At 63.2% G+C, this 23364-nt stretch carries 24 protein-coding genes; 8 read left to right on the top strand and 16 right to left on the bottom strand.

The annotated features are described in order from the left end of the window. Positions 1–45: 45 nt before the first annotated feature. On the bottom strand, positions 46–1743 hold the full coding sequence (locus tag LMTR13_RS01135; protein ID WP_065726321.1) for a methyl-accepting chemotaxis protein: 1698 nt from the start codon (positions 1741–1743) through the stop codon (positions 46–48). 212 nt (positions 1744–1955) lie between these two features. Between LMTR13_RS01135 and LMTR13_RS01130 the strand changes: the two genes are divergently transcribed. After that, on the top strand, positions 1956–2258 hold the full coding sequence (locus LMTR13_RS01130) for a hypothetical protein (RefSeq protein WP_065726320.1): 303 nt from the start codon (positions 1956–1958) through the stop codon (positions 2256–2258). A gap of 120 nt (positions 2259–2378) precedes the next feature. Here LMTR13_RS01130 and LMTR13_RS01125 read toward each other — a convergent pair whose 3' ends face one another. Then, complete coding sequence (locus LMTR13_RS01125; protein ID WP_236843254.1) at positions 2379–3152, bottom strand: helix-turn-helix transcriptional regulator; 774 nt, start codon at positions 3150–3152, stop codon at positions 2379–2381. A 310-nt stretch (positions 3153–3462) separates the two neighbouring features. Here LMTR13_RS01125 and LMTR13_RS01120 point away from each other — a divergent pair, with 310 nt between their 5' ends. Both LMTR13_RS01120 and LMTR13_RS01115 read left to right on the top strand, forming a co-directional pair. Further along, the gene (locus tag LMTR13_RS01120; RefSeq protein WP_065732314.1) at positions 3463–4032 is read left to right on the top strand and encodes a hypothetical protein; all 570 of its coding nucleotides are present in this window, start codon (positions 3463–3465) and stop codon (positions 4030–4032) included. Positions 4033–4098: 66 nt separating this feature from the next. Then, the gene (locus tag LMTR13_RS01115) at positions 4099–5265 is read left to right on the top strand and encodes an MFS transporter (protein WP_065726319.1); all 1167 of its coding nucleotides are present in this window, start codon (positions 4099–4101) and stop codon (positions 5263–5265) included. Between the two features lie 18 nt (positions 5266–5283). Here the strand turns inward: LMTR13_RS01115 and LMTR13_RS01110 are convergent, their stop codons facing one another. The 12 genes from LMTR13_RS01110 to LMTR13_RS01060 form a co-directional block, all read right to left on the bottom strand. Next, positions 5284–5925 carry an arylsulfatase gene (locus LMTR13_RS01110; RefSeq protein ID WP_065726318.1) on the bottom strand — a complete coding sequence of 214 codons (642 nt, stop codon included), beginning with the start codon at positions 5923–5925 and terminating at the stop codon, positions 5284–5286. Positions 5926–6156: 231 nt separating this feature from the next. Further along, a complete protein-coding gene (locus LMTR13_RS01105; RefSeq protein ID WP_065726317.1) occupies positions 6157–7506 on the bottom strand; it encodes an aspartate aminotransferase family protein in 1350 nt (449 codons plus the stop codon). A gap of 5 nt (positions 7507–7511) precedes the next feature. Next, complete coding sequence (locus LMTR13_RS01100; RefSeq protein ID WP_065726316.1) at positions 7512–8387, bottom strand: MurR/RpiR family transcriptional regulator; 876 nt, start codon at positions 8385–8387, stop codon at positions 7512–7514. A gap of 220 nt (positions 8388–8607) precedes the next feature. Beyond that, the gene (locus tag LMTR13_RS01095) at positions 8608–9432 is read right to left on the bottom strand and encodes a phosphodiesterase (RefSeq protein ID WP_065726315.1); all 825 of its coding nucleotides are present in this window, start codon (positions 9430–9432) and stop codon (positions 8608–8610) included. Positions 9433–9504: 72 nt separating this feature from the next. Further along, positions 9505–11127, bottom strand: coding sequence for an extracellular solute-binding protein (locus LMTR13_RS01090; RefSeq protein WP_197520981.1), 1623 nt, complete (start codon positions 11125–11127; stop codon positions 9505–9507). Further along, positions 11120–12277, bottom strand: a complete 1158-nt coding sequence (locus LMTR13_RS01085; protein ID WP_065726314.1) for an ABC transporter ATP-binding protein — start codon at positions 12275–12277, stop codon at positions 11120–11122. The genes LMTR13_RS01090 and LMTR13_RS01085 overlap by 8 nt, the downstream gene beginning before the upstream one ends. Positions 12278–12419: 142 nt before the next feature. Continuing rightward, the gene (locus tag LMTR13_RS01080) at positions 12420–12782 is read right to left on the bottom strand and encodes a DUF1428 domain-containing protein (protein WP_065726313.1); all 363 of its coding nucleotides are present in this window, start codon (positions 12780–12782) and stop codon (positions 12420–12422) included. 161 nt (positions 12783–12943) lie between these two features. Continuing rightward, positions 12944–13681, bottom strand: a complete 738-nt coding sequence (locus LMTR13_RS01075; RefSeq protein WP_065726312.1) for a DUF899 domain-containing protein — start codon at positions 13679–13681, stop codon at positions 12944–12946. Positions 13682–13697: 16 nt separating this feature from the next. After that, entirely contained in the window at positions 13698–14039 is a 342-nt protein-coding gene (locus tag LMTR13_RS01070) for an SRPBCC family protein (RefSeq protein ID WP_197521134.1), read from the bottom strand. After that, on the bottom strand, positions 14039–14506 hold the full coding sequence (locus LMTR13_RS01065; protein WP_083218585.1) for an ArsR/SmtB family transcription factor: 468 nt from the start codon (positions 14504–14506) through the stop codon (positions 14039–14041). Before LMTR13_RS01065 ends, LMTR13_RS01070 begins: the two co-directional genes overlap by 1 nt. A 152-nt stretch (positions 14507–14658) precedes the next feature. Beyond that, entirely contained in the window at positions 14659–14913 is a 255-nt protein-coding gene (locus tag LMTR13_RS38575) for a DUF3551 domain-containing protein (RefSeq protein ID WP_083218583.1), read from the bottom strand. 83 nt (positions 14914–14996) lie between these two features. Next, a complete protein-coding gene (locus tag LMTR13_RS01060; RefSeq protein WP_065726310.1) occupies positions 14997–15974 on the bottom strand; it encodes a Bug family tripartite tricarboxylate transporter substrate binding protein in 978 nt (325 codons plus the stop codon). A 150-nt stretch (positions 15975–16124) separates the two neighbouring features. Here LMTR13_RS01060 and LMTR13_RS01055 point away from each other — a divergent pair, with 150 nt between their 5' ends. Beyond that, entirely contained in the window at positions 16125–16544 is a 420-nt protein-coding gene (locus LMTR13_RS01055) for a VOC family protein (protein WP_065726309.1), read from the top strand. A gap of 241 nt (positions 16545–16785) precedes the next feature. Further along, positions 16786–18366: an AMP-binding protein gene (locus LMTR13_RS01050; protein ID WP_065726308.1), complete on the top strand. Its 1581-nt coding sequence runs from the start codon at positions 16786–16788 to the stop codon at positions 18364–18366. Between the two features lie 126 nt (positions 18367–18492). Here the strand turns inward: LMTR13_RS01050 and LMTR13_RS01045 are convergent, their stop codons facing one another. Then, positions 18493–19590 carry an HD-GYP domain-containing protein gene (locus LMTR13_RS01045; RefSeq protein WP_065726307.1) on the bottom strand — a complete coding sequence of 366 codons (1098 nt, stop codon included), beginning with the start codon at positions 19588–19590 and terminating at the stop codon, positions 18493–18495. Between the two features lie 492 nt (positions 19591–20082). Here LMTR13_RS01045 and LMTR13_RS01040 point away from each other — a divergent pair, with 492 nt between their 5' ends. From LMTR13_RS01040 to LMTR13_RS01030, 3 genes are all read left to right on the top strand, one after another. Next, positions 20083–20871, top strand: a complete 789-nt coding sequence (locus LMTR13_RS01040) for an alpha/beta fold hydrolase (protein WP_065726306.1) — start codon at positions 20083–20085, stop codon at positions 20869–20871. Beyond that, positions 20868–21212, top strand: a complete 345-nt coding sequence (locus LMTR13_RS01035) for a hypothetical protein (protein ID WP_065726305.1) — start codon at positions 20868–20870, stop codon at positions 21210–21212. Before LMTR13_RS01040 ends, LMTR13_RS01035 begins: the two co-directional genes overlap by 4 nt. A gap of 62 nt (positions 21213–21274) precedes the next feature. Continuing rightward, a complete protein-coding gene (locus LMTR13_RS01030) occupies positions 21275–21946 on the top strand; it encodes a dienelactone hydrolase family protein (protein ID WP_065726304.1) in 672 nt (223 codons plus the stop codon). Positions 21947–22099: 153 nt separating this feature from the next. Here the strand turns inward: LMTR13_RS01030 and LMTR13_RS01025 are convergent, their stop codons facing one another. After that, a complete protein-coding gene (locus LMTR13_RS01025) occupies positions 22100–23107 on the bottom strand; it encodes a Bug family tripartite tricarboxylate transporter substrate binding protein (RefSeq protein WP_083218581.1) in 1008 nt (335 codons plus the stop codon). Positions 23108–23364 lie beyond the last annotated feature (257 nt).

The following is a 23364-nucleotide window of genomic DNA, read 5'->3' as shown; positions in this document are numbered from 1 at the left end:
TGGATATTAGTCGCTCCACGGACTACCGGAAGCTTATGCCAGATGTCACGCCGCCCGGACGTTGCCGAGGAATTTGCCGGTTTCGACTTTGAGCAGCTCGGATTGCGACGTCAGTTGGCCGGCGGCATTGAGCACGAGGCCCGCGGCGGCGTCGACTTTGCTCGAAGCTTCGCGCACGCCCGTGATGTTTTGCATCACCTCTTGGGCGCCTTGCGCCGCCTGCTGCACGCTGCGGGCAATCTCGTTGGTCGCAGCGCCCTGCTCTTCGACGGCGGCCGCAATGGAGCCCGTGATTTCGTTCATCTGCCCGATCGTGGTGCCGATCTCGCGGATCGCATTGACGGTAGAGCCGGTCGCATCCCGGATTTCCTGGATCTGGCTGGTGATTTCGTCGGTGGCCTTGGCGGTCTGCGACGATAGCGCCTTGACCTCGTTGGCGACGACCGCGAAGCCTCTGCCGGCCTCGCCGGCCCGCGCAGCTTCGATAGTCGCGTTCAACGCCAGCAAATTGGTCTGCCCCGCGATGGTCTGGATCAGCGCCATGACCTCGCCGATCTTTTGCGAGGCCTCGACCAGGCGGCCGACCATGGCCTCGGTTCGGTTGGCCTGCCCGACCGCATTCTGGGCAATTGACGAAGATTGGGTGACCTGGCGGGCGATCTCCTGGATCGAGGATGACAATTCCTCCGCCGAGGCCGCAACGGTCTGCACGTTCGACGCCGTCTGCTCGGCGGCTGCCGCGACCTTCGCGCTCTGATCCGTCGTGCCCACCGCAATCGTGGACATCGACGAAGCGGAATTCTGCAACTCGTCGGCGGCGGTGGCGGTGCCCCGGATCACCCCGCCGATGCTGCGCTCGAATTCGTCCGCGATGCGGGACAGAACCGCTTGCCGCTCCTCGGCGGAACGCGTCTTCATCGTTTCCTGTTCGGTGCGCAGCCGCGTGGTTTCGACCAGATGATCCTTGAAGACCTGGAGGCTTCGCGCAATCCGGCCGATCTCGTTGGTCCGGTCGACGAAGGGAATCTCGGTCGCAAGATTGCCCTTGGCCAGTTCGTCCATCGCCGCGCAGGTCCTGTTGAGCGGAACGACCAGGCCGCGGCCGAGCCAGAATGCAACGAAGCCCGCGAGCGCCAAGCCGGCCAGCCCGGCGATCCCGGCCCAGATCATCCGGCGGAAGACTACCGCGTCGATATCGTCGACATAGGCGCCGGCCTGAAGCGCGAGAAGCTTGTCGCCCGCGCCGAAGGACCCGACATAGGAGACCTTGCGGAGCTCGGCGCCACCGGCGGAGCGGGGCGCGAGATATTCGACAAAGCCACCGCCGGCGCGCGCGGTCCGCACGATGTCCTGGATCAACAGCTTGCCGCTCTTGTCCTTGAACTCCCAGCGGTTGACGTTGATGTATTTCGGATTGACATGCACATAGGTGACGCCGGCATCGGCGCTTCCCGTGCCGTAGACCCCGATATAGTCGGAGTATTCGCCCCAGCGCATGGCGCTGATCGAAGCAAAGGCCATCTGGCGCGCCTGGTCCGGAGTGATCCGGCCGGCTTTGGCCTCGTTTTCATGGTGGGCGAGAATCTTTGTCGCGGCCTCGACCAGATTACGGACCGTCGTCCGCCGCTCCTCCAGCACCGCGTCGCGCAACACCAGTATCTGCAGGGCGGAGACGCCAAGCAGCACGATCGTCAGCGCTGCAATGATGATCGCAAAACGCTGATAGACGGTGAGGTTACGCATCCGCGTGTCTTTCCTGTTGGTTGCGGATTCGTAGCAACACAACGTTAATCGACGGTTATCGGGTTGCGCGGTCGAACTGCGGCGTCCGATTGCGAGAATCGCGCTTGAAATGACAGCGCCGCGGCGACACAATGGCGCCTATCCTTCAAACACGGCGCGCCAGTGATCCCCGCACCCTGCGGATGGCATGGTGCGGCAAAGAGTGACTCATAATGGCTGAAGCCGATCTCGACGTCGTCATCCGGCAAATCGCAAAAGCGCAGAATAAGAGCCTGATGGCCGCCGTGAAGAAACGGCGCGACCAGATCATGGCTCGCGCGGCTAAGGCCAAGGACAAGGAGACCCGGGACCAGTTCCGGCTGATTGCCAAGAGCACGATGGAGCTCGGCACGGCCGCGGCCAAGCGGCTGCAAAATTCCGCGCAGAATACCGCCGATAGTTACGCGCGGGCAATCAGAAACGCGGCCGAGGAAGCAGCGGCGGCGAAAAAGCCGGCGAAGAAGAAAGACGCCTAGCCGCGATCAGCGGCGAGCATCGCCTTCCGATGCGCCTCATCGCACCAGCCACAATCGCATCCTTGTCAGCAAAAGCGCCCACGGACCCGCTTTCTGTTCGAGTTGCCCACCGGGAAATATCTAACCGATCGCGCGGTAGGTACTCGGCGTTGTGCCGATCAATCGGCGAAATCGCCGGTTAAAAGTGGCGAGATCCTCGAAGCCAGCCTTGAAAGCGATCCTGGAAATCGGATCCGAGCTCTCGCGGAGCCGCCTCGCAGCACGGTGGAGCCGCATATGCAGAATGTACTGATGCGGCGTCATTCCGGTCACTTGCCGGAACGTGCGCAGAAAATGATAGGGGCTCATTGCAGCGTCGCGGGCAAGCGCGTTGAGCCGTAACCCTCCATCTGGTTGCGCATCGATACGGCGGACGACCCGGGTGATCCGCCTCTCATCATGCGCGCTTGGAGTCCGGATAGGTGCGACTTCGTCGGCCGTGATCATCAGAACGGCGCCGACAAGTCGGGTCCCGATTTCCTCGAGAGCTGCTTCGTCGCGCTGGTCGCGTGCGACTTCAGCATCGGCTAGTAGACCAATGAGCTCGTTTGTCGGAGGCAAGGCGGCATGGACGAATGTAGTCCTGCGTGCGCCCGGCACGCCTGCGGCAATGCTCTCGAAGAATGCCGGCGCGAAATGAAACGCGAGACACCGGTCACCCTGCGCATGCTCGTGCCCGCACTCGAAGTAGCTGCCGGCATTGCCGAGCAGAAGCGATCCCGGCACCAGCGTCGCGGCTCCAACCTGCGTCCGGTACTGAAAGCTTCCCTGCGCCACTGGCGAGATTGCCGTTTCGGCGTGCTGCTCGACGAAAGAGTGGTCGTGCGGCCCGTAGTCGCAGAGCACGTCACGCACGCTCCAACCCGGGCCAGACGCCAATACCTGAATCTTGAGTGCCATAACGCCAGAACGAACAATTCGGTCTCGGGTTCTCCAAGAAAGCGGGGCAACGGCTGTTCCGGCCAGCCAGACCAGATTTAGCAATTTTTCCCAAGCGAATACCGCCGCCGCGCCACATCTTCAGGAGCGATCCGGATCCCGCCCCAGGCTTGCACTTCAGTTTCGCGGCACCGGACCCTGGCAGTGAGCAAGTTCCATGCGGCGACCTCTGTTCTTCGGATCGAGGCTCACTGCGAGGCGATCGTTAGAGTCAAAGGAGGCTATGATGACATCTGCGCACACCACAAATGCTCAAGCGCCAAGCTCGCTTACCACGTCATTTCCTCGCGTGCTCCACGCCCATGGCCCGGATCCAGAGCGCAAGGCCAAGCTAGAACTTTATTCGTGGCTCGTCGGTCAGTGGGAGATAGACGTCACCACAATACTTGAGGACGGGCGCACCCACGCCGGTCGCGGCGAGATTCACGCCGGCTGGATATTGCAAGGCCGCGCCATACAGGACGTTTGGATGATCCCGCGCCTCAACCGACGGCGCCCGGATATTGAACAACTCCCCGGGGCAGGAAATTGGTACGGAACGACGCTGCGCATCTACGATCCGAATCTCGATGCGTGGCGCATTCTATGGAATGACCCTGCGACCAATGTTTTCACGCAACAGACCGGCCGCGCACGAGGCCGAGATATCGTGCAGGAAGGTCCGGATCCAGGAGGCGGTTCGATGCGCTGGACTTTTGCCGAAATTGAACCGGCGTCTTTTCATTGGACGGCAGAGCGGAGCTTGGACCACAAAAACTGGCGGAAGCAGGTCGATATTCGTGCGCGCCGCGTGTGAGCGGCTGCGGACGTGTCCAGCGACCGAATCACCAGGAGACCGCATCCGAAGCTTACGTGAGGTCGTGTGCGCAGAACCCAGTCCACGGCAGCTCTTGCATTCGGCTACTTCGTTGTGGGGGTCGGCGCTTTCGCGGTGACCGGTCTGCTCAACGAGATCGCGCGGGAGCTTGGGACGTCAGTCGCAGGCGCGGGACAATTGATGTCCGCCTATTCGCTTGCGCTCGCGGTCGGGGCGCCGCTACTTGTATCTCTCACGAGGCGCTTTGGACGGCGTGGCTTGATTGCGGCGGGGCTTGTCTTGTTTGGAGTCCTGCAGTTTGCCGCGGCGGCGGCGCCGACCTACAGCGCGCTTGCAGCGGCGCGCATATTGGCAGGCCTTGCTGCCGCGATCGTCACTCCGCACTCGATCGCTGCCGCCGGTCTTGCAGCGCCGCCCGGACAGAGCGGCAGAGCCATCGCCACGATGTTTCTCGGGTTCACGCTCTCGATCGTGATCGGGATACCTGCAGGAAACGCGCTCGGAGCGGTTCTTGGCTGGCGCGTAACGCTCGGCCTTGTCGGAGCAATGTCGTTCGCGAGCGCGGTGTGGGTCGCACTCGCGGTTTCCAAACTGCCGAATACGCCGGCAGACTGGAGCGCATGGCGGTCTTTGGCGGGCAAAACAGTCGTTCTATGGTTGTTGCTGACTACGGTTCTCCAGTGTGCAGGTCAATTTACACTCTATACCTACCTTGCTCCCAGCCTCAGGGACAGCCTGGGCATTGATGCGGGGGGAATTGGCCTTCTGTTCGGCTGGTTCGGGGTAGCTGGGCTTGCCGGCAATTACTTCGCGAGCCGCGGGATCGATCGCATCGGCGCCGGACGTGTGGTTGGCGCTTGTCTTGTCCTCATTATTGCAGCGTTTGCGATGTGGCCCATGGCGTACGGCTCGCTGATGACTACGATGCTGGCGATCTCGATTTGGGGGCTTGGCGGCTTCGCTATTCATCCGTCTCAGCAGGCACGGCTGGTGCTCCTGTCGCCGGAAATGGCTTCAGCCTCGGCAGCATTGAATCTGTCCGCCACGTATCTCGGGCAAATGTTCGGCAGCGCGTTCGGTGGTGGCCTGATTATTTGGTTCGGCCCGAATGCGCTCTCTTGGGGAGGAGCTGCTCTGCTTGTTGCCGCGATTGGAGCGGCATTTGCCGCTGGCGCACGGTCCGCGGCAAGAGATAGTGTCGAGCAAACCTAGCCGAAAAAGGAAACAAGTCTAGCCGCTCTCAACGCCCAGCACCGCCATCAGCTTCAGCACCGCGCTATCGGGCGTGGTCAGCACCGGCCGTCCCGTCGCCTCGGCGACCGCGTCCGCTGCCGGCGCCAGGCTGTACTGGGCGAGCGCGATCAGGTCGCAGTTGCGCAAGCTCCTCGCTGCTTCCACCACCAGGCGGTCATGGGTCGCGCGATCGCCGCGATCGAGCGCGGCCAGCGCGCCTTCCGCCAGTTTCGGCACCAGTTCGACCCGCGACGGAAACTCCGGCGGCATCGAGACCAGCGTCGGCGGGAACGTCGACAGCAGCCCGATCTTCCGGCCACGCGCGACCGCCTGCTCGATCATCGCTTCGTTGGGCTTGAGCACCGGCATCGGGGCGTGGGCCCGCGCGACAGCTTCGATGCAGGGGCCGAACGCCGAGCAGGTGAACAGGATCGCATCCGATCCGGTGCCGGCCGCATAGCGTCCGAGCCCGAGGAATCGCTCGGCCATCGCGTCGGTGAGCCCACCGTCACGGGCCAGATCGGCCGACAGGCTGTCGTCGAGCAAATTCATCAGGCGAGCCTCCGGCCATAGCCTGGCGAAGGAGGCTTCGATCGGCACGATCGAATGTTTCAGGGCGTGGATCAGGGTAATGCGCATGCGGGTCAGTCTGGCTGCGGCGCGACTTGTGTCAACCCGCCGCGCCGCAGCGTCTCATTACTTGAACGGCAGAGCGTACATCAGGCCGCCCTTGGCCCAGGTGCCGCCCGACGTGCCGAGCAGCCGCTGGATGGCCGGCACATTGGATTTTGCCATTCGATCGGCATTGGCTGCGGTGACACCAAGCTCGATCAGGCCGTAGCGATGATGATCCTCTTCATTCTGCTCCTCCTAATGGCCAACACTCTTCAAGGCCAAGTCGACGGCGTGCCCCAGCCGATCGACGATCATGTCGATGTCGTCGGATGTCGCGATATAGGGCGGCGCCAGCAGGACGTGGTCGCCGCTGCGGCCATCCAACGTTCCACCTGAGGGATAACAGGCAAGGCCGCCTTCCAACGCCGCGGCCTTGATCCGCTGGTGGAGCTTGAGCGCGGGATCGAACGGCGTACGGCTGGCGCGATCGGCGACGAGCTCGATCGCCTGGAACAGGCCCCGCCCCCTGATATCGCCGACATGGCGGTGGTTGCCGAAACGCTCGGTCAGGCGCCGCTCGAGCTGGCGGCCAAGATCCTGGATCCGGTCGAGCAGGTGCTCGTCATCGATCACCCGCTGCACCTCAAGCGCCGCGGCACAGGCGAGCGGATGCGCCAGATAGGTGTGGCCATGCTGGAATGCGCCTGAGCCCTGCCGGATCGCATCGATGATGCGCCCGCCGGCGAGCATCGCGCCGATCGGCTGATAGCCGCCCCCAAGCCCCTTGGCGATCGCCTGGATATCGGGGGCGACGCCCTCCTGCTCCCAGGCGTGGCGCGTGCCGGTGCGGCCCATGCCGCACATCACTTCGTCCAGAATCAAGAGCGCGCCATGCCGATTGCAGATCTCACGGACGGCGCGGAAATATCCCTCCGGCGCCGGCACGCATCCGGCGGTGGCACCCACCACCGGCTCGGCGATGAACGCTGCGACCGTATCCGGACCAAGGCGCTGAAATTCGGCTTCCAGCTCGGCCGCCAGTCGCGTCACGAAATCGGTCTCGGATTCGCTATCGCGTTTTTCGTGATAGGCGAAGGCCGGCGTCACGTGGCTGAAGGCCGCCGACAATAGCGGCGCGTAGGGCTCGCGCCGCCAGGCATTGCCGCCCGCGGCGAGCGCGCCCAGCGTATTGCCGTGATAACTCTGGCGCCGCGCGATGAAGCGGTGGCGTTGCGGCTGACCGCTTTCGGCAAAATATTGCCGCGCCAGCTTGATGCTGGCTTCGATCGCTTCCGAGCCGCCGCTGACAAGATAGGCGTAGGCCAGACCGCCGGGCTCGTCGCCGACGAGCGCCTCGGCCAGCGCTTCGGCGGGCTCCGACGAGAAGAAGCCGGTATGGGCGAAGGCCAGCTTCGACGCCTGCCGCGTTATGGCCTCGAGCACGCGAGGGTGCTGGTGGCCGAGGCAGGAGACGGCCGCGCCGCCGGACGCATCCAGAATCCGCCTGCCATCCTCGGCGATCAGCCAGACGCCATCGCCACCGACGGCCTTTGGTGGCGCTTCACGCAGACTTCGGTGCAGCAACCGGCTTTTGCTGGCTTCCATGGCGATCAACCCTTCTCCGCGACATATTGCGACAGCGCGGCCAGGCGGCCTTCGGTCTCTTCGAGGCGCCGCTTGGCGCCGGCGCCGCCCAGCACGAAAGTCACGGCGGCCAGCGACTGCGCGATGGCGATGGCGCCGGTGAGGCTCGGAAAGAATCCGGGCGACGCGGCGGCCTCATAGAGCAACAGGTGATCGGCCCCCTCCGCCATCGGCGCCGCAACCGTATCGGCGATCGCGATCAGCGTGGCGCCGGAATCATGCGCGGCGCGGGCCGACAGCACGCTTGCCCTCGAATAAGGTGCAAACCCGATGACCACGACGGCATCGCCGCTATGGAATGCACCGAGATCGAGATCTTCGGGGCCCGAGCCGCCGACCAGATGCACCGCGTCCGGCCGGAACAAGCGAAGCTGATAATTGAGCAATTCCGCAACGCTGCGGCAGCTCCGAAAGCCGGCGATCCAGATGCGCCGCGCGGCGTGCAGGGCCTTGGCGGCGCTGGCCACCGAGCCGGCCGAAATACGCGCAAGACCTGCCGCCTCGGCTTCCAGCTTGTCGGAGACCAGCGACATCTCGGCGTTGGGCCCCTTCCGGCCGTCCTTGGCGCGACCCGAAAACGGCGAAGATTGTGCCGGCCGGCGAGCCTCGGTCAACGCAGCGCGCAATTCGTCCCATCCGGAATAGCCGAGTGCTTTTGCGAGCCGGGTGAAAGCGGCGGGATCGGCACCGGCTTCGGCCGCCAGATCGCGCATCGAGCGCGTGGTGGCGTCATAGTCGTTGGCGGCGACGAACCGGCCGACCTGTTGCAGCCGCATCGGCAACGATGGCAGCGCACTGCACAAATCGTTCAGCGGCGAGGATTTCGGCCCGGGCTGCGCCATAAAACATATGTTGCACATCTTGTATTTTGATACAACATTTGAAATGCAGCTTGCGGGCGCATGGCCGAAGATCGCTGCCGCAAGTCATTGTTGCCTGAAGTCATCGCCGCTTAAGTCGGGAAACCTTGTGCTGTGACGACATCCACGCCCGAATTCCCTCGCCGGGCGCAGTCCCGACCGGGCTGACGGCCGATCGCGGCGTGCTTGGCGTTAGCTAGCCTTATCGATCGGTCCATTCGATTGCGGCGCGGTCCTGCAACGAAAACAGCGGCCCGTCGTAGAGGAACGAGCATTGGTGGATCACCACCTGCCCGGCGCTGACGGTGACGTGCGAATAGTCCGGCAGTTCGTGCGATCCGGGAATGTGATCCGCTGCCTCAAGGTCGAACGCCACCTGATGCGATAGCGCGCGCTGGATGTGGAAGGGAATGCCGCGCCAGATGCCCGAGATCGGCCGGTGCAGATGGCCCATGAACAGATAGTCCGGCTTTCGCGTGCGCGCGATCACGCCCCATTCGGCCTCGGGATTGGCAAGCTTGATGCCATCCATGTAGCGTAGCCCGGTATCGAACGGCGGATGGTGCTGAAACAGCAGCAGCGGACGGTCGACCGGTGCCGAAGCAAGCGCGCGCTCGAGGAAAGCAAGCCGCGCCTCGCACAGCCATCCGGCGTGGTCAGGCGCGGCCTCGTTCAACGTATCCAGCGTGACGACCGTGGCAGCATCGAACGAATGAATGGACTGCACGAAGCCGGACTCGTCGCGCGGCACGCCGGGGAAGAAATGGCCAAACGGACCGCGTTTGTCGTGGTTGCCCATCAGGAGGATGGTCGGCGCAGTCAGCCGTGCCAGGACCGAGGCGAGATTTTCGTAAGCCGCGTCCTCGCCCCAATGGGCAAGGTCACCGGTCACGATCACGAAGGAAATATCCGGATGATCGCGATTGATCCGCTCAACTGCCGCGGCAAGCCGCTCGGCGGGATCCAGCCCGTAGAGCTTACGGCCACGGGCGACGAAATGAGTGTCAGTGAGGATGATGAATTTCATCGAACCATGGTCTCCTGTTAGCGACCGCCGCGGCGGCACACCGCAGCGGTCATTGATCTCCAGGCCGTGATCTCAGCGCACCGAACCCACCGTCTTGGGCAGCAGTTTCTGCACGTCGCTCGTCATGTCGGCGAGCACGGCTTCCGGCTCCTTGGTGCGTGCACCCGTCACAATGGAGTTGAGATGATCCTTGATCACGTCGGTGATCTTGAGGCCGTTGTCGCCGGGGAAGGCGTACCATTTGGTCAGCAGCGCAAGCTGGCTGACCGCGGTGTAGTTGTTCGGGTTCTTGACGTAGAAATCCTTCAGGTGGACGTCGTTGGCGATCTTGTTCGGCGGCATGTAGCCAGTGGTCTCCGCCATGATCGCCGCGCCCTTCGGACCGGTCCAGAATTTTACGACCTCCCAGGCCGCGTCACGCTTGGCCTTGTCCTTGGCCAGAATCATCACGACATTCCCGCCCGCCGGCAACCGGCCGTTCGGCGACACCACGTCCGGGAACGTATGTGTCTTCAACTCGAACTTGCCGCCGATCATCTGCGTGGTCTTGTTGAGGTCGGAAGTCGAGGTGATGTGAATGCCGGTCTTGCCGGCAGCGAAGGCCGCGCGCATCGCGGGCTGATCGAGATTGGGCATACCGGCTTCGCTAACGAGACGCGCCAGCGTCCTGATCGCGAACTGGCCTTCCGGTCCGTTGAACGCCACCCTGTTTTCCTCGGCATTCAGCATCGTGCCGCCGCGCGAAAACACTGGCGCCTGCCACAGCCAGTTACCGGTGATGTCCCAGGCATAGGTGATGCCGTTGATGTCGGGACCGAGCGCCTTGATCTTCTTGGCGAGATCGATCAGCCCGTCCCACGTCTTTGGCAGGTTGGCCGGATCGGCGCCGGCCTTCTTCGCCAGATCGACATTGACGTAGACGATCGGCAACGAAATCGCGAACGGCAGCGCATAGACCTTGCCGCTCGCGGTGCCGATATCGAACATCGCCTGATGGAAGCCCTGCTTGTCGAAATCCTTCTCGGCTGCGATATAGCCGTCGAGTTCGGCAGGAATGTTCTTGTCGACCAGCACGCGGATGCGATTGAGACCCTGGAAGCTCACGTCGGGCATCTGGTTTGTCACCGCCTGCCAGATGCCGATCGCGCACAGCGAATAAAGCGCGGTGCTGCCGTCCTGCAGCCAGCTATGGCCCTGCAGGCCAGCGGCGCGCAAAAGTCCGTTCACCAGGCCGAACTGCGGATGCAGCATGAATTCCCAGACGATCGCCATCGCGATCAGCGTCGCCATTACAGGAAGGAAATAGACGGTACGATACCAGCTCTTGAGCGCGGCGCCGCTCTGGATCAGGAGCGCAACGCCGAGCCCGAGCGCCACCGCACCGGGCACAACGATGGCGACGTAGGTCAACGTGTTCTTCAGCGAGATCCAGAACACCCGATCGGCGAACATCTCGTGGTAGTTCGAGAGGCCGATCCAGGAGAAGGCCGGCGCACCGAGCTGATAGTCCGTAAACGAGAGGGCGATCACGCCGGCGAGCGGGCCGATCAGCATCAGCAGCATCAGCACGAAGGCCGGCGCCGCCAACGCGTAGGCCGCCTGCGATCGCCCTGCCTGGTCGGCACCGGCGAATGCCCGCGCACGGACCCGTGGCGCCATCGCCATCCCCTGCAGCGTGGTAGCGGCGTCAGACAACGGCGACCTCCCGCGGCCGCTCGACGCGCGACGGGATGGAGGTCACGATGCGCTTGCCATCGGCGTCGAAGGCGCGAACTGCAGCGGGCGCAAAGCCATAGCCGGCTGACGCTCCGATCGCGGGCAACTGGCTGGGGTCGTTAACGCGCGCGACCACCGGCGTGTCCGTGCCCGCGCCGCCGATATGGACGAAGGCTTCCGATCCCAGGTTTTCCAGGTGCACGACCGTGCCGGAAAACGGTCCGTGTGAACCCAACTCGATCCGCTCCGGCCGGACGCAGACGCGACACCCTCCCGCCGGCGCCGGCGTTGCCACATGGAGAACATGTCCGAGCATCTCCAGCCGGCCATCGCTGCGGATACGACCGGGAAATGCATTTATCTTCGGCGTGCCGACGAATTCGGCGACGCGGATGTCGCAGGGCTCCTCATAGATCGCCGAGGGCGTACCTACCTGAATGAGCTCGCCTCCGATCATGACGGCAATCCGGCCCGACATGGTCATGGCTTCGGCCTGGTCGTGAGTGACGTAGATGAAGGTCGTCTTGAGCTGGCGGTGCAACTGGGCGATCTCGGCGCGCATGTGCACGCGAAGCTTGGCGTCGAGATTGGATAGCGGCTCGTCGAACAGAAACGCCCGTGGCTGACGCACGATAGCGCGGCCGACGGCAACGCGCTGGCGCTGACCGCCGGACAATTGCCCGGGCTTGCGCTTCAGCAACGGCGAAATTTCGAGCTGCTCGGCCACCCTTTCGACATCGTCGCGAATGACGCGCTCGGCGCGGCGGCGGCCCGGCATCAGCCGGCCGAGGAACGGCGTCCGCTCCAGCGCGGATAAGCGCTTCATCCGCAGCGGGACGGCGATATTGTCGAACACGCTCAGATGCGGATAAAGCGCGTAGGACTGGAACACCATCGCCAGATTGCGCGCGCTCGGCCTGATGCCGTCGGCGCTGACACCGTCGATTCGGACTTCGCCGGATGACTGCGGTTCGAGACCGGCAATGACGCGCAGAAGCGTGGATTTGCCGCATCCCGATGGCCCGACGAGCGAGATGAACTCCCCGTCTTGAATCGTGAGATCGACACCTTTCAGAACCTCGGCGCCGTCAAAAGTCTTGCGAAGCGCCCGAATCTCGATCTCGGCCATTTCAATCCGGTATCCGTGGCTGCGATACCGGACTTCCTAATTGGCTTGTTTGACAGTTATATCACAGTGGAACGAACAGAGCGGGCTTGGCCCCAGCTTTCCACCGGTCGTCCTGCCGACTGACGCAGAAGTGCAATCCCGCCTACACCTTCACCAGGCTCTCGAATCCGCCATAGATCATCCGCTTGCCGTCGAACGGCGGCTTCGATTTCGGATCCATCATTTCGTTGAGACGCGGGTCTTTCATCACCTTGGCGTTGATCTTGTCGCGCTGGGCGCGCGACTTGTAGGTGATCCAGGCGAACACGACGGTCTCGCCCGGCTTGAGCTTCACGGCGCGCGGAAATGACGTGACCTTGCCGACCTTGACGTCCTCAGCGACCCATTCGCGATAATCGAGCGCGCCATATTCGCGCCAGATCTTGCCGGCTTTTTTCGACAGGCGGGAGTAGGCTTCGAGATTTTTCTTTGGCACGGCGACGATGAAGCCATCGACGTAAGGCATTGCGTTACTCTCCGGTATTTCTGTCGATACGACGCCATCTCGGGGAGATGCGCAGCATCGAACTGTGGTGCGCAATTGCGCCCCTGAGAATCTCGAGATTCCGGGTCTGGTGCTCTCGCATCATCCCGGAATGACGACTGAGAATGTGGGGCTAGCGACGACTAACCATGACAACAAGATGCCTGAACCTGTGACGGCTGGTATTGGTCACGTAGTCGCACCCAGTCCATCGGATACGGCAGGCCTTCCTCGTGACGCCCGAGCGGGGTGAGGTCGAGATAGTGATAGGCGGCGTTCATCATGTCGAGGCCGCGCGCGTAGCAGGAATAGGTGTGGAAGATGTTCCCGGCCTCGTCGCGGTAGAACACGCTGATGCCCGGCGCCTCTTCGCCTCCAAACGGAGTGGTCCCAAAATTGTAGAGCGTGGCGCCTGACTTGAGCTGCTCGGGCGTGAATGAGACATCGAAATCGTAGTTGAACTCGTCTGCACCCGACGACAGCCAGTCGAAGGTCCAGCCCATCCGCTGCTTGAATGCGGTGAGCTTTTGCAGCGGCGCCCGCGAGATCGCCACCATCGTGGTGTCGCGGGCGGCCAGATGCGGGATCATGCGCTCGAACCCATCGGCCCAGAACGAGCAGCTCTTGCAGGCCTCGTTCCAGTCGGGTGCGAACATCAGGTGCTGTACCACGAGCTGGCTGCGCCCCCTGAACAGGTCCCCGAGCGAGACTTTGCCGCCGGGCCCATCGAACACGTAGTTCTTCTCGACCCTGACCCAGGGCAGCGCGCGCCGCTCTTCGCTCAGGCGCTCGCGCGCCTGGGTGTATTCCTTCTCATGCGCAAGGTGCGCCTTGCGGGCGGCGATCCATTCTTCCCGAGAGACGACGGGGTGCGGTTGCATAATCGGATCCTCTTGTTCAGGCCAGGTAGCTTTCGAGCTTGCCGAGGCATTCGGTCCAGCCGCGCTGGTGATTGTCGCGGGCGGCGGCATCAACGAACAGCGCGTGATTGAAGACGAGCAGCGAACCGCCACCTTCCGGCCTGATCGAAATGGTCACCAGCGATTCCCGCTCCGGCGTGGAATGCCACGCCCAGCTAAAAACCAGCCGCTGGTTCGGCACCACCTCGCGATAGACGCCGCCGACCTCGTTGTAAGTACCGTTGGCGCGGAAACTGATGCGGTAGTGGCCGCCGACGCGCAGGTCGATGTCGGCCTTGACCGAGCCGGCCTCGACCGAGACGGGCCCGAACCATTGCACTAGCTTTTGCGGGTCGGCCCACGCGGCGTAGACCTTTTCGGGCGCCGCGCTGAACCGGCGCGTGAGCGTGAGACTGGGGCGCTCGGCGGGCGCGCCGTCGCGGACGTTTGGCTTGGCAAGGCTTGACTGGGTGGCCATGGGTCTTCCTCCACAAAAGCGGCAAGGCGATCGAGAGCGTCGGACCAGAAGCGCCGGTAGCGGTTGAGCCAGTCCATCGCCTGCTCCATCGGCTGGGCGGTCAGCCGGCACGCGACCGTGCGGCCGGTCTTTTCGCGCGCGATCAGGCCAGCGTCCGACAGCACATCGAGATGCTTCATGATCGCGGGCAGCGACATCGAAAACGGCTGCGCCAGTTCGCTGACCGACAGGCCGTCTCGATCGCCGAGCCGCGCCAGCAGCGCGCGCCGTGTCGGATCGGACAGCGCGGCAAATGTGCGATCCAGAACGTCTTCCTGATACTTAACCATGTGGTTTAGTATAGACGCAAATAAAACGCCGTCAAGCCGGCGTGTGCATCACAAACTCGGGAGTGGCGGAAGAAGAAACTCCGATGGCCGGATCGTACAGCGCGAAACAGCGCTCTCGCCCGGCCATCATGCAGGAGGATCGCAAGGGGCGATCAATAATCCCGATAAATCCGCATCCGCCGCTGCTGTCCGTAGGCGAAGCGCGGATTGACGTTGCAGTAGAGCGCACGCCCCGACGCCGATGCCATGCACTGACCGTAGGTAGCATACGAGCAATCGCCGGGAACGCCGATACCCCGACCTTGGAGGCAGTAGGGATAGTCATACGCCGCCGCGGGTGAACTGCCCGCGATGGTGGCAACTGTCGCCGCCGACAGCGCCAATGCCGCTACGGTTGCGTTACGCATCTTCGATCTCCTTCACATGGACGCAAGGCCGCGTCGCCTTTGCCATAAAACACCGCGGCCTTGCCAATGTTCCGTGAGGTAGATCACTGCACTTTTTCGATCTTGGCTTCCTCGATCACCTTCTTCCACTTTTCGGTTTCGGCCACGATCATCTTGCCGAACGCCTCCGGCGGCCCGATCAGCGGTTCGCCGCCAAGCTCGGTCAGGCGGGCCTTGATCGCCGGCTCGGCAAGGATCTCGTTGATCTCCTTGTTCAGCTTGGCGATGACCTCCTTGGGCGTGTTCTTCGGTGCGCCGACTCCGAACAGCGCACTCGCCTCGTAGCCCGGGATGGTGTCGGCAAGCACCGGCACCTCCGGCAACAGCGGCGACCGCGTCGTGCTGGTGACGGCCAGCGCCCGTACCGAACCCGCGCGGACATGCTGGAGGATGGAGGGCATGTTGTCGAAGATCAATTGGACCTGGCCGCCGAGCAGATCGGTGATCGCGGGCGCGGCACCGCGATAGGGCACGTGCTGCATCTTGGCGCCGGACATCGCCATGAACATTTCGCCCGACAGATGCACGGATGTGCCGTTGCCGGACGAGGCCAGGTTCACCTTGCCGGGACTGGCCTTCACAAGTGCGATGAACTCGGCGGGTGTCTTGGCCGGCACGTCCTTGTTGACCGTCATTACGTTCGGCACGCGATTGAACGCCGCAATCGGCGCGAGATCGCGCACGAGGTTGAATTTCAGATTGGCGTAGAGCGTGGCGTTGATGTAGTTCGCGGGATTGACCAGCAGCAATGTATAGCCATCCGGCTCGGCATTGATGACGGATTCGGTCGCGATATTGTTGCCGGCGCCGGGCTTGTTCTCGATCACGAATTGCTGGCCGAGTCGCTCGGAAAGCCGCTGGCCGATCAGCCGCGCGATGATGTCGGTCGCGCCGCCCGGCGGATATCCGACGACCCATTTCACCGGCCGGGTCGGATAATCCGCCGCCGAAACGCTGCCGATCGAAGCGGCAGTGGAAAGGCCGATGGCGGCCAGGCAAATCGCAGTGCGACGTGAAATCATAAAAACTTCTCCTTGGTGGCCGGGTTCAGGCCCGGTCCGTTTCTATTAAGGCGCGGTTCCATTGAACCGAACGCGGCGCGCGTTGTAACAAACAAACCCCGGTGCGGCCAGTGGGGCGCAGCGTCTTCGACCACAACAAAAGGATAAGGCATGTCCGTCAGGGTTAACGCTCTCGACCATCTCGTCATCAATGTGTCGGACGTCGCGCGTTCCGCCGAGTGGTACCGGAAGATCCTCGGCATGGAGGTCAAGGTGTTCGATCCGGGTCCGGGCAAAACGCCGCGGACCTCGCTGGTGTTTGGTAACCAGAAGATCAACGTGCGGCCGCGCGACGCCGACAAGGTCGAGTGGTTCACCGCCGACCACGAAACCGCTGGCAGCGACGATCTGTGTTTCCTGACGTCGAGCACGCCAGACGATGTCGTGGCGCATCTGAAGGCCAACGGCGTCGCGATCGAGGAGGGCCCGGTCGCCAAGCAAGGCGCCCGCGGCACGCTGCGCTCGGTCTATTGCCGGGATCCGGACGGCAGCTTGATCGAGATTTCGTCGTATGAGGATGAGGTGAAGTAACGCGCCACTCCCTCCCGTCATTGCGAGGAACGTAGCGGCGAAGCAATCCATACCCTCCCCGCGGCAGGTATGGATTGCTTCGCGGAGCCTGTCATCGGGCGCGCATTCGCGCGAGCCGTTGGCTCGCAATGACGGGGAGAGAGCGCGACCGCAATTCCCGATTTGCCCATCGCGCCTTCCGATGGCAGAACTACTCCCAAGCAAGAACCAAAAGCCGCCATAACGCGGCACGGGAGGAATCATGCCACTTTCACAGGCCGCACCGGGCATTGTCGGACCATTCGCAGGACTCGACGTGCCGTGGCTGCTGCGGATGCGCGCCGAGAGTCGCCGCAGCCATCCGTTCCTGATCTGGGCGCCATTCGAGGGGCCCGCGCGAAGTTGGTCTTACGGCGAATTCCACGAGCGGGTTGGCCAACTTTCCGCTGGCCTCGCCAAACGCGGCGTCAAGCCCGGCGAATACGTCCTGATCCATCTCGACAATTGCATCGAGGCCATGCTGACCTGGTTCGCCTGCGTCGAACTCGGCGCGATCGCGGTCACCACCAACACCCGCTCGGCGGCAGCCGAGATGGAATATTTCGCCGGTCATTGCGGCGCGGTCGCCGCCATCACCCAGCCAGCCTATGCCGAGCTGATCTCGGCCAATTGCCGCGGCCTGCGCTGGATCGCCGTGATCTCGCACGACGCTGGCAGTACGCCGGCGCGAGGCACGTCGCGCGGCGACAGCTTTGAGCAACTCTTCACCGACAGCGCCGACCGGTCGCGCCGCTTAACCGATCCGTTCGCGCCGTGCAGCGTGCAATATACCTCCGGCACCACGTCACGGCCGAAGGCGGTGCTGTGGACGCATGCCAACGCATTGTGGGGCGCCAAGATCAACGCCGCACATGAAGACCTGCACGCGGGCGACGTGCACCAGACCTATCTGCCGCTGTTTCACACCAACGCGCTCGCCTATTCGATGCTGGCATCGCTTTGGGTCGGCGCAACCTGCGTGATTCAGCCGCGGTTTTCGGCCAGCCGCTTCTGGGGCGTGGCGCTCAAGCACAACTGCACCTGGACCTCGACGATTCCCTTCTGCATGAAGGCGCTGCTGGAACACGAGGTTCCGAAGAACCACAAATTCCGGCTGTGGGGCACTGCGGTATCCGAGCCGCCGCCGTTTGCGGCATTCGGCGTCAAGACGATCGGCTGGTGGGGCATGACGGAAACCATCACACACGGCATCGTCGGCGAGGTCGACCAGCCCAATACGCCGATGTCGATCGGCCGTGCGGCGCCGGAATATCAGATCCGCATCGTCGAGGACGACGGCACGCCGACACAAGTCGGCGGCACCGGCAATCTCCTGATCAGGGGCATTCCCGGCCTGTCGCTGTTTTCAGAATATCTGCACAACGAACAAGCCACGCGCGAAAGTTTCGACGAGCACGGCTACTTCATCACCGGCGACCGCGTCACGCTGCTCGATAACGGCTTCATCAAGTTCGGCGACCGTACCAAGGACATGTTGAAGGTCGGCGGCGAGAACGTCGCGGCCTCCGAGATCGAGCAGGTGATCGCGGTCGTGCCCGGCGTGCGTGAGGCCGCGGTGGTAGCGAAGAAGCACCCGATGCTGGACGAAGTGCCCGTCGTGTTCATCATTCCGCAGGCCGGTGTGGCGGGCGCCCCGCCTGATCTGCACGACACCGTGATGGCCGCCTGCCGCAGCGGGCTCGCCGACTTCAAGGTGCCGCGCGAGATTCACTTCGTCGACGACATGCCGCGCTCGACGCTGGAAAAGGTGGCAAAGGCGGAGTTGCGGAAGATGCTGGGGTGAGTGCCGAACGGCCCGTCATTCCGGGGCGCGAAGCGAACTATGGTGCGCAATTGCGCACCTGAGAATCTCGAGATTTCGGGTCTGGTCCTTCGGGCCATCCCGGAACGACGGCGGAGAATCGGACGCTCAATAATACCCGAACGCCACCGGGCGGAAGGCGTGCAGCAGATGCTGGTCGAGCTTGTCGCCCATTTCTTCCATCATGCCGTAGGCCCGGGCGTGGGTGAACTGCAGCCGGTAGGCGCGCTTCTCGACGAGGGCGGCGTAGATATCCACGATCGTGGTCAGCCTCACGATGTCGCTGATCTCCTTGCCGCTCAGGCCGTTGGGATAGCCTGTGCCATCGAGGAATTCATGGTGGTGCAGCACCACGTCCAGCATTTCGGGCGGGAAGCCGCCTTGGGCGGCCAGCGCGTCATAGCCGCGGCGCGGATGCTGGCGCATCTCTTCCATCTCTTCCAGGGTCAACGGACCCGGCTTGTCCAGGATCGCCACCGGAATGAATGCCTTGCCGACGTCGTGCAACAGTGCTGCGCGGGCGAGACGGCGCTGGTCGTCGTCGCGCATGCCGAGATGCTGCGCATACGCGACCGCAAAGCCGGTGACGAAGAGGCAATGGCGGTAGCTGCCGGTGTGGTGGCAGCCGACCGCCGTCAGCCATTCCCGCAAGGATGAATGCCTGATCGCCTTGAGAATCTTGTTCTCGGCCTCGATGATGTCGCTGAACTTTAGGGGAACGCCGGCCGGAAGCTTTTCGAAGATCTTGACCATCACGGCATGCGCCGCCTCGACGCCCCTGTTCAGGGCCTTGCCGCGATCGGTCTCGTCAAATCCGTCGCTGTCCGGAAACGCGGCGCGGATCCGCTGCAGGATGCCTTGCGCGTCGAACGGCCGCGCGATCGTGTCGGTGGCGCCGAGCGCCCAGGCCTGCATCGATCCGTGATGCAGCGCATCCGCCAGCACGAACAGCCGCGGCATCTCGCGATAGGCCTCAGCTCGCAGCTTGTTGCGCACCAGTTGCACGCTCTCGGCGGAACGCAGGTTGATGTCGACCACGATGCCCGCCAGGTCCCGTTCCGGGCTGTCGGGAATGTCAGACGTCGCGATGGTGTCGACCTGGCCGACGGATCGCAGAATGCTGGCGAGTTCGCTGCTTTGATCGCTCCGATCCGAAGCGAGCAGCAGCCGGCGCCTCGTCGAAGCTTTGTTGGTTGCGGATGTCATGAAACCCCAGACCCCTAGCGATGATGACTTGCAACCGAGGCTAGCGGATAAGGAGTTCCCCGGGCCTTAAGAGGCATTGTGAATACAGCCTAATGTGAACGCTAAAATTTTAGCGGTTCGTGATGCGCCGCCGCGCGCCGTCCCACGGCGTCATCATCTGAGAAAGCGGATGACGAGCGCGATCGCGCGTGTTCGCGCCGCGTCAGACGCCATGCTTGCTGCGGGCATTCGTGCGGCAACTGCACTTGCCGGATTGGCTTACGGGTTCTGTCGAACATGAAGGAGGATAAGGTTGAAACATTGAAGCGGCCGAGATCGCGAGCCGATGCTCGTCGCCGCTTTGCTCACAGTTCGCGATGGAGCAATGCGGGCTGCCGTCAACAAGGTCATAACAATGCGCAGGCACCACCCTCGCTTTCCGCATTTCCCAATCCCGATCAGATCGCGTTAGGATGAGGCCGACAATTGCACGGGAACTCCTAGGGAGCCGCAATGCCGACAATCGATCGTGACGGAGTTCGCATCTATTACGAGGTTCACGGCTCCGGCCCACCGTTGCTCTTGACCCACGGCTATTCGTCGACCTGTGGGATGTGGCAGGGGCAGATCGCTGCGCTATCGAAGCATCACAAGCTCGTTCTGTGGGACATGCGCGGCCATGGCCAGTCGGACTATCCCGACGACCCCGCAGCCTATAGCGAAGCGCTGACGGTGGCCGACATGGCGGCGCTGCTCGATGCCGTCGGCGCCGAGCAGGCAGTCATCGGCGGGCTCTCGCTCGGCGGCTACATGTCGCTGGCGTTCTACCGCGCCCATCCCGAGCGCGTCCGCGCGCTGCTGATCATCGACACCGGCCCCGGCTTCAAGAAGGACGAGGCACGCGAGGTCTGGAACAAGCGCGCATACGACACCGGAGACCGCTTCGAGCGCGAGGGCCTGGAGGTCCTGAAATCGGCCAGCCGCGAACGCTCCAGCGTCACCCATCGCGACGCATCGGGCCTGGCACGCGCCGCGCGCGGCATGCTGACCCAGCGCGATGCCCGCGTGATCGAATCCCTGCCCGATATCAAGGTGCCGTCGCTGATCGTGGTCGGCGCCGACGACACGCCGTTCCTCGCCGCTTCCGACTACATGGCGGCCAGGATTCCCGGTGCGCAGAAGGTGGTGATCCCGGCCGCCGGCCACGCCGTCAACATCGACCAGCCGCAGGCCTTCGTCGACGCCGTGCTGCCGTTCCTCGATGGCCTCAACGCCAAGGCACCACAGAAAGCCGCATCATGAAGACAGCCGCTGTTGTCCTCGCCCTGATCGCAAGCGGCGTCACGCAAGCTGCCGCGCAGCACTTGCCGCCGATCGGCGGCCCCTACCCACCACCGTTCACCGAGACGCTGTCGAACAACATCCCGCTGGCGTTCGGCATGGATGCCAATGCGGCCGCGCACGCACTCGGCGTCCCGCTCAATTACGTCCGCGGCCGGCGGGGCGATGAAATCTTCCTCGCGTTCCGCAACATCGGCGGCAGCGGACTGTTCTACAAGAAAGACCGGCTCTTTCTGCAATTCCGTAAGGGCAGGTTGGCCGGCTGGAAGGGCGACTGGGGTCACAACTGGATGTGGCAGTAGCCGCGGTTGGACAAGCCTTTACCCAATCGACTTCGTGCAACTCAAACGCAAATGGATGACCCGTGGGACAGGATATCGAACTGACGGCCTCGGACGGTTTCAAACTGGGCGGCTATCGCGCCGATCCTGCAGGTGCGCCGAAAGCGGCCATCGTGGTGATCCAGGAGATTTTTGGCGTCAATCACCACATTCGCTCGGTTTGCGACCGTCTCGCGGCCAAAGGCTATGTCGCGATCGCGCCGTCGATCTTCGATCGCACCCAACCCAACTTCCAATGCGGCTATTCGCCCGACGAGATTGCGACGGCGCGAAAATTCATCGCCAATCCGGATTGGGCCGCGATGCTGCGCGATACCCAGGCCGCGATCGACGCCGTGAGGGATGTCGGCGCGGTCGGCATCATCGGCTTCTGCCTCGGCGGCAGCATCGCCTATGCGGCAGCGACCAAGCTGTCGGGCCTATCTGCCGCGGTCGGCTATTACGGCGGCGCCGTCGTCCGCTTTGCCGACGACAAGCCGCAAGTGCCGACGCAACTGCATTTCGGCGAAAAGGATGCGGGCATTCCGCTAACCGACGTCGAAACCATCAAGGCCAAGCGGCCGGAGGTCGAAGTCCATATCTATCCCGGCGCGCAGCACGGCTTTCACTGCGACGAACGGTCCAGCTACGACAAGGCCAGCGCAGACATCGCCTGGCCGCGGAGCCTGGCGTTTTTTGAGAACCATTTGAAGTGACGCCCGGAGGGCGTCACTTCGGGGCGCGCGTCTTCGCGTGAACTATGGTGCGCAATTGCGCACCCCAGAATCTCGAGATTCCCCGATGCGCAATTGCGCATCTGAGGTCTGGCCCTTCGGACCATCCCGGAATGACGGACATCAACTAAAGCCTCACTCGCCCTTGACGCCGGTGGCCTTCGCGACATCGGCCCATTTCTCGTAGTCGCGGCGCAGGACTTTCTCGAACGCTTCCGCCGATCCACCCACCGGCACGAGGCTGAGCGTCTCGATCCCGGCGACGCCCTCGGGCGAGGCGATGATGCGGGCGAGCTCATCGGAAAGCTTCTTCACAATCTCCTTGGGCGTTGCGGCGGGTACGAACACGCCGAGCCAGCCTTCGATTTCAAAGCCGGGGTAACCGAGTTCGGCCATCGTCGGCACGTCGGGCAAGGCAGTCCGGCGCTTTTCGCCGCCAACCGCCAACGGCCTGAGCTTGCCCGCCTTGATTTGCGCGCTCGCCGTGGTCAGGTCCTGGAACGCCGAGGTAACCGTGTTCGCGAGCAAGTCGTTCGTGAGAGGCGCCGAGCCGCGATAGGGGACATGGGTCATGTCGATATTGGCGGTCTTCTTGAGCAATTCGCCGTAGAGGTGAGACGTCGTGGCGTTGCCGAAGGTGCCGTAAGGCTTGCCGGGGTTCGCCTTGGCATAATCGATCAGCTCCTTGACGGACTTGATCGGCTGCTGCTCGGGGACCACCAGAACGATCGTCGACAGCGCAATCTGGGTGACCGGCGCGAGATCCTTGAAGACGTCGTAGGGCAATTTCGAAACGAGGCTCGGCGCCTGAATGATCTGCGTAATGCCGATCAGCACGGTGTAGCCGTCGGGCTGCGCCTTGGCCACGTGGTCGTTGCCGACCACGCCGCCGCCGCCCGACTTATTCTCCACGAGGACGGTCTGCTTCCACGACTCCTGCAGCTTGTTGGCCAGCAAGCGGGCCAGGACATCGGTGGCGCCGCCCGCAGGATAGGGCACCACGAAGGTGATGCGGCGGCTCGGATAGGGATCCGCCGCCGATGCTTGATGCGAAGAGGCGCACAAAGCGGTCACGGCGATGGAAGCGAGCAACGCTGCCGCAGTCATCGCACGCACCACGCGGACCGGCAAATGATAGTTCATGGTCACACTCCGGATTGCAGGCACTCTACCGACAAACCGGCGCGCCTAGATTTGAACGACGGCTTTCTACATCGCTGCAGCGCAAGATGGAACATGGTTTCGAACGTATTCAGCGCATAGCGCCAATTCATCGCACCGGAGCGGCCCGACGCTGATGCAGGACACCAAAAGAACTCCAGGCACGTGCGAAACCGCACGTCTGCCACTGCAAGTTAGACCAGTTTGTCAGATTACTCCCGCGACATGGTGCAGAACGG

The sequence above is a fragment of the Bradyrhizobium icense genome, assembly GCF_001693385.1.
Taxonomy (GTDB): Bacteria; Pseudomonadota; Alphaproteobacteria; order Rhizobiales; family Xanthobacteraceae; genus Bradyrhizobium; species Bradyrhizobium icense.
Note: the sequence above shows the minus strand (reverse complement) of the source record. Positions and strands in the feature narration are given on the sequence as shown.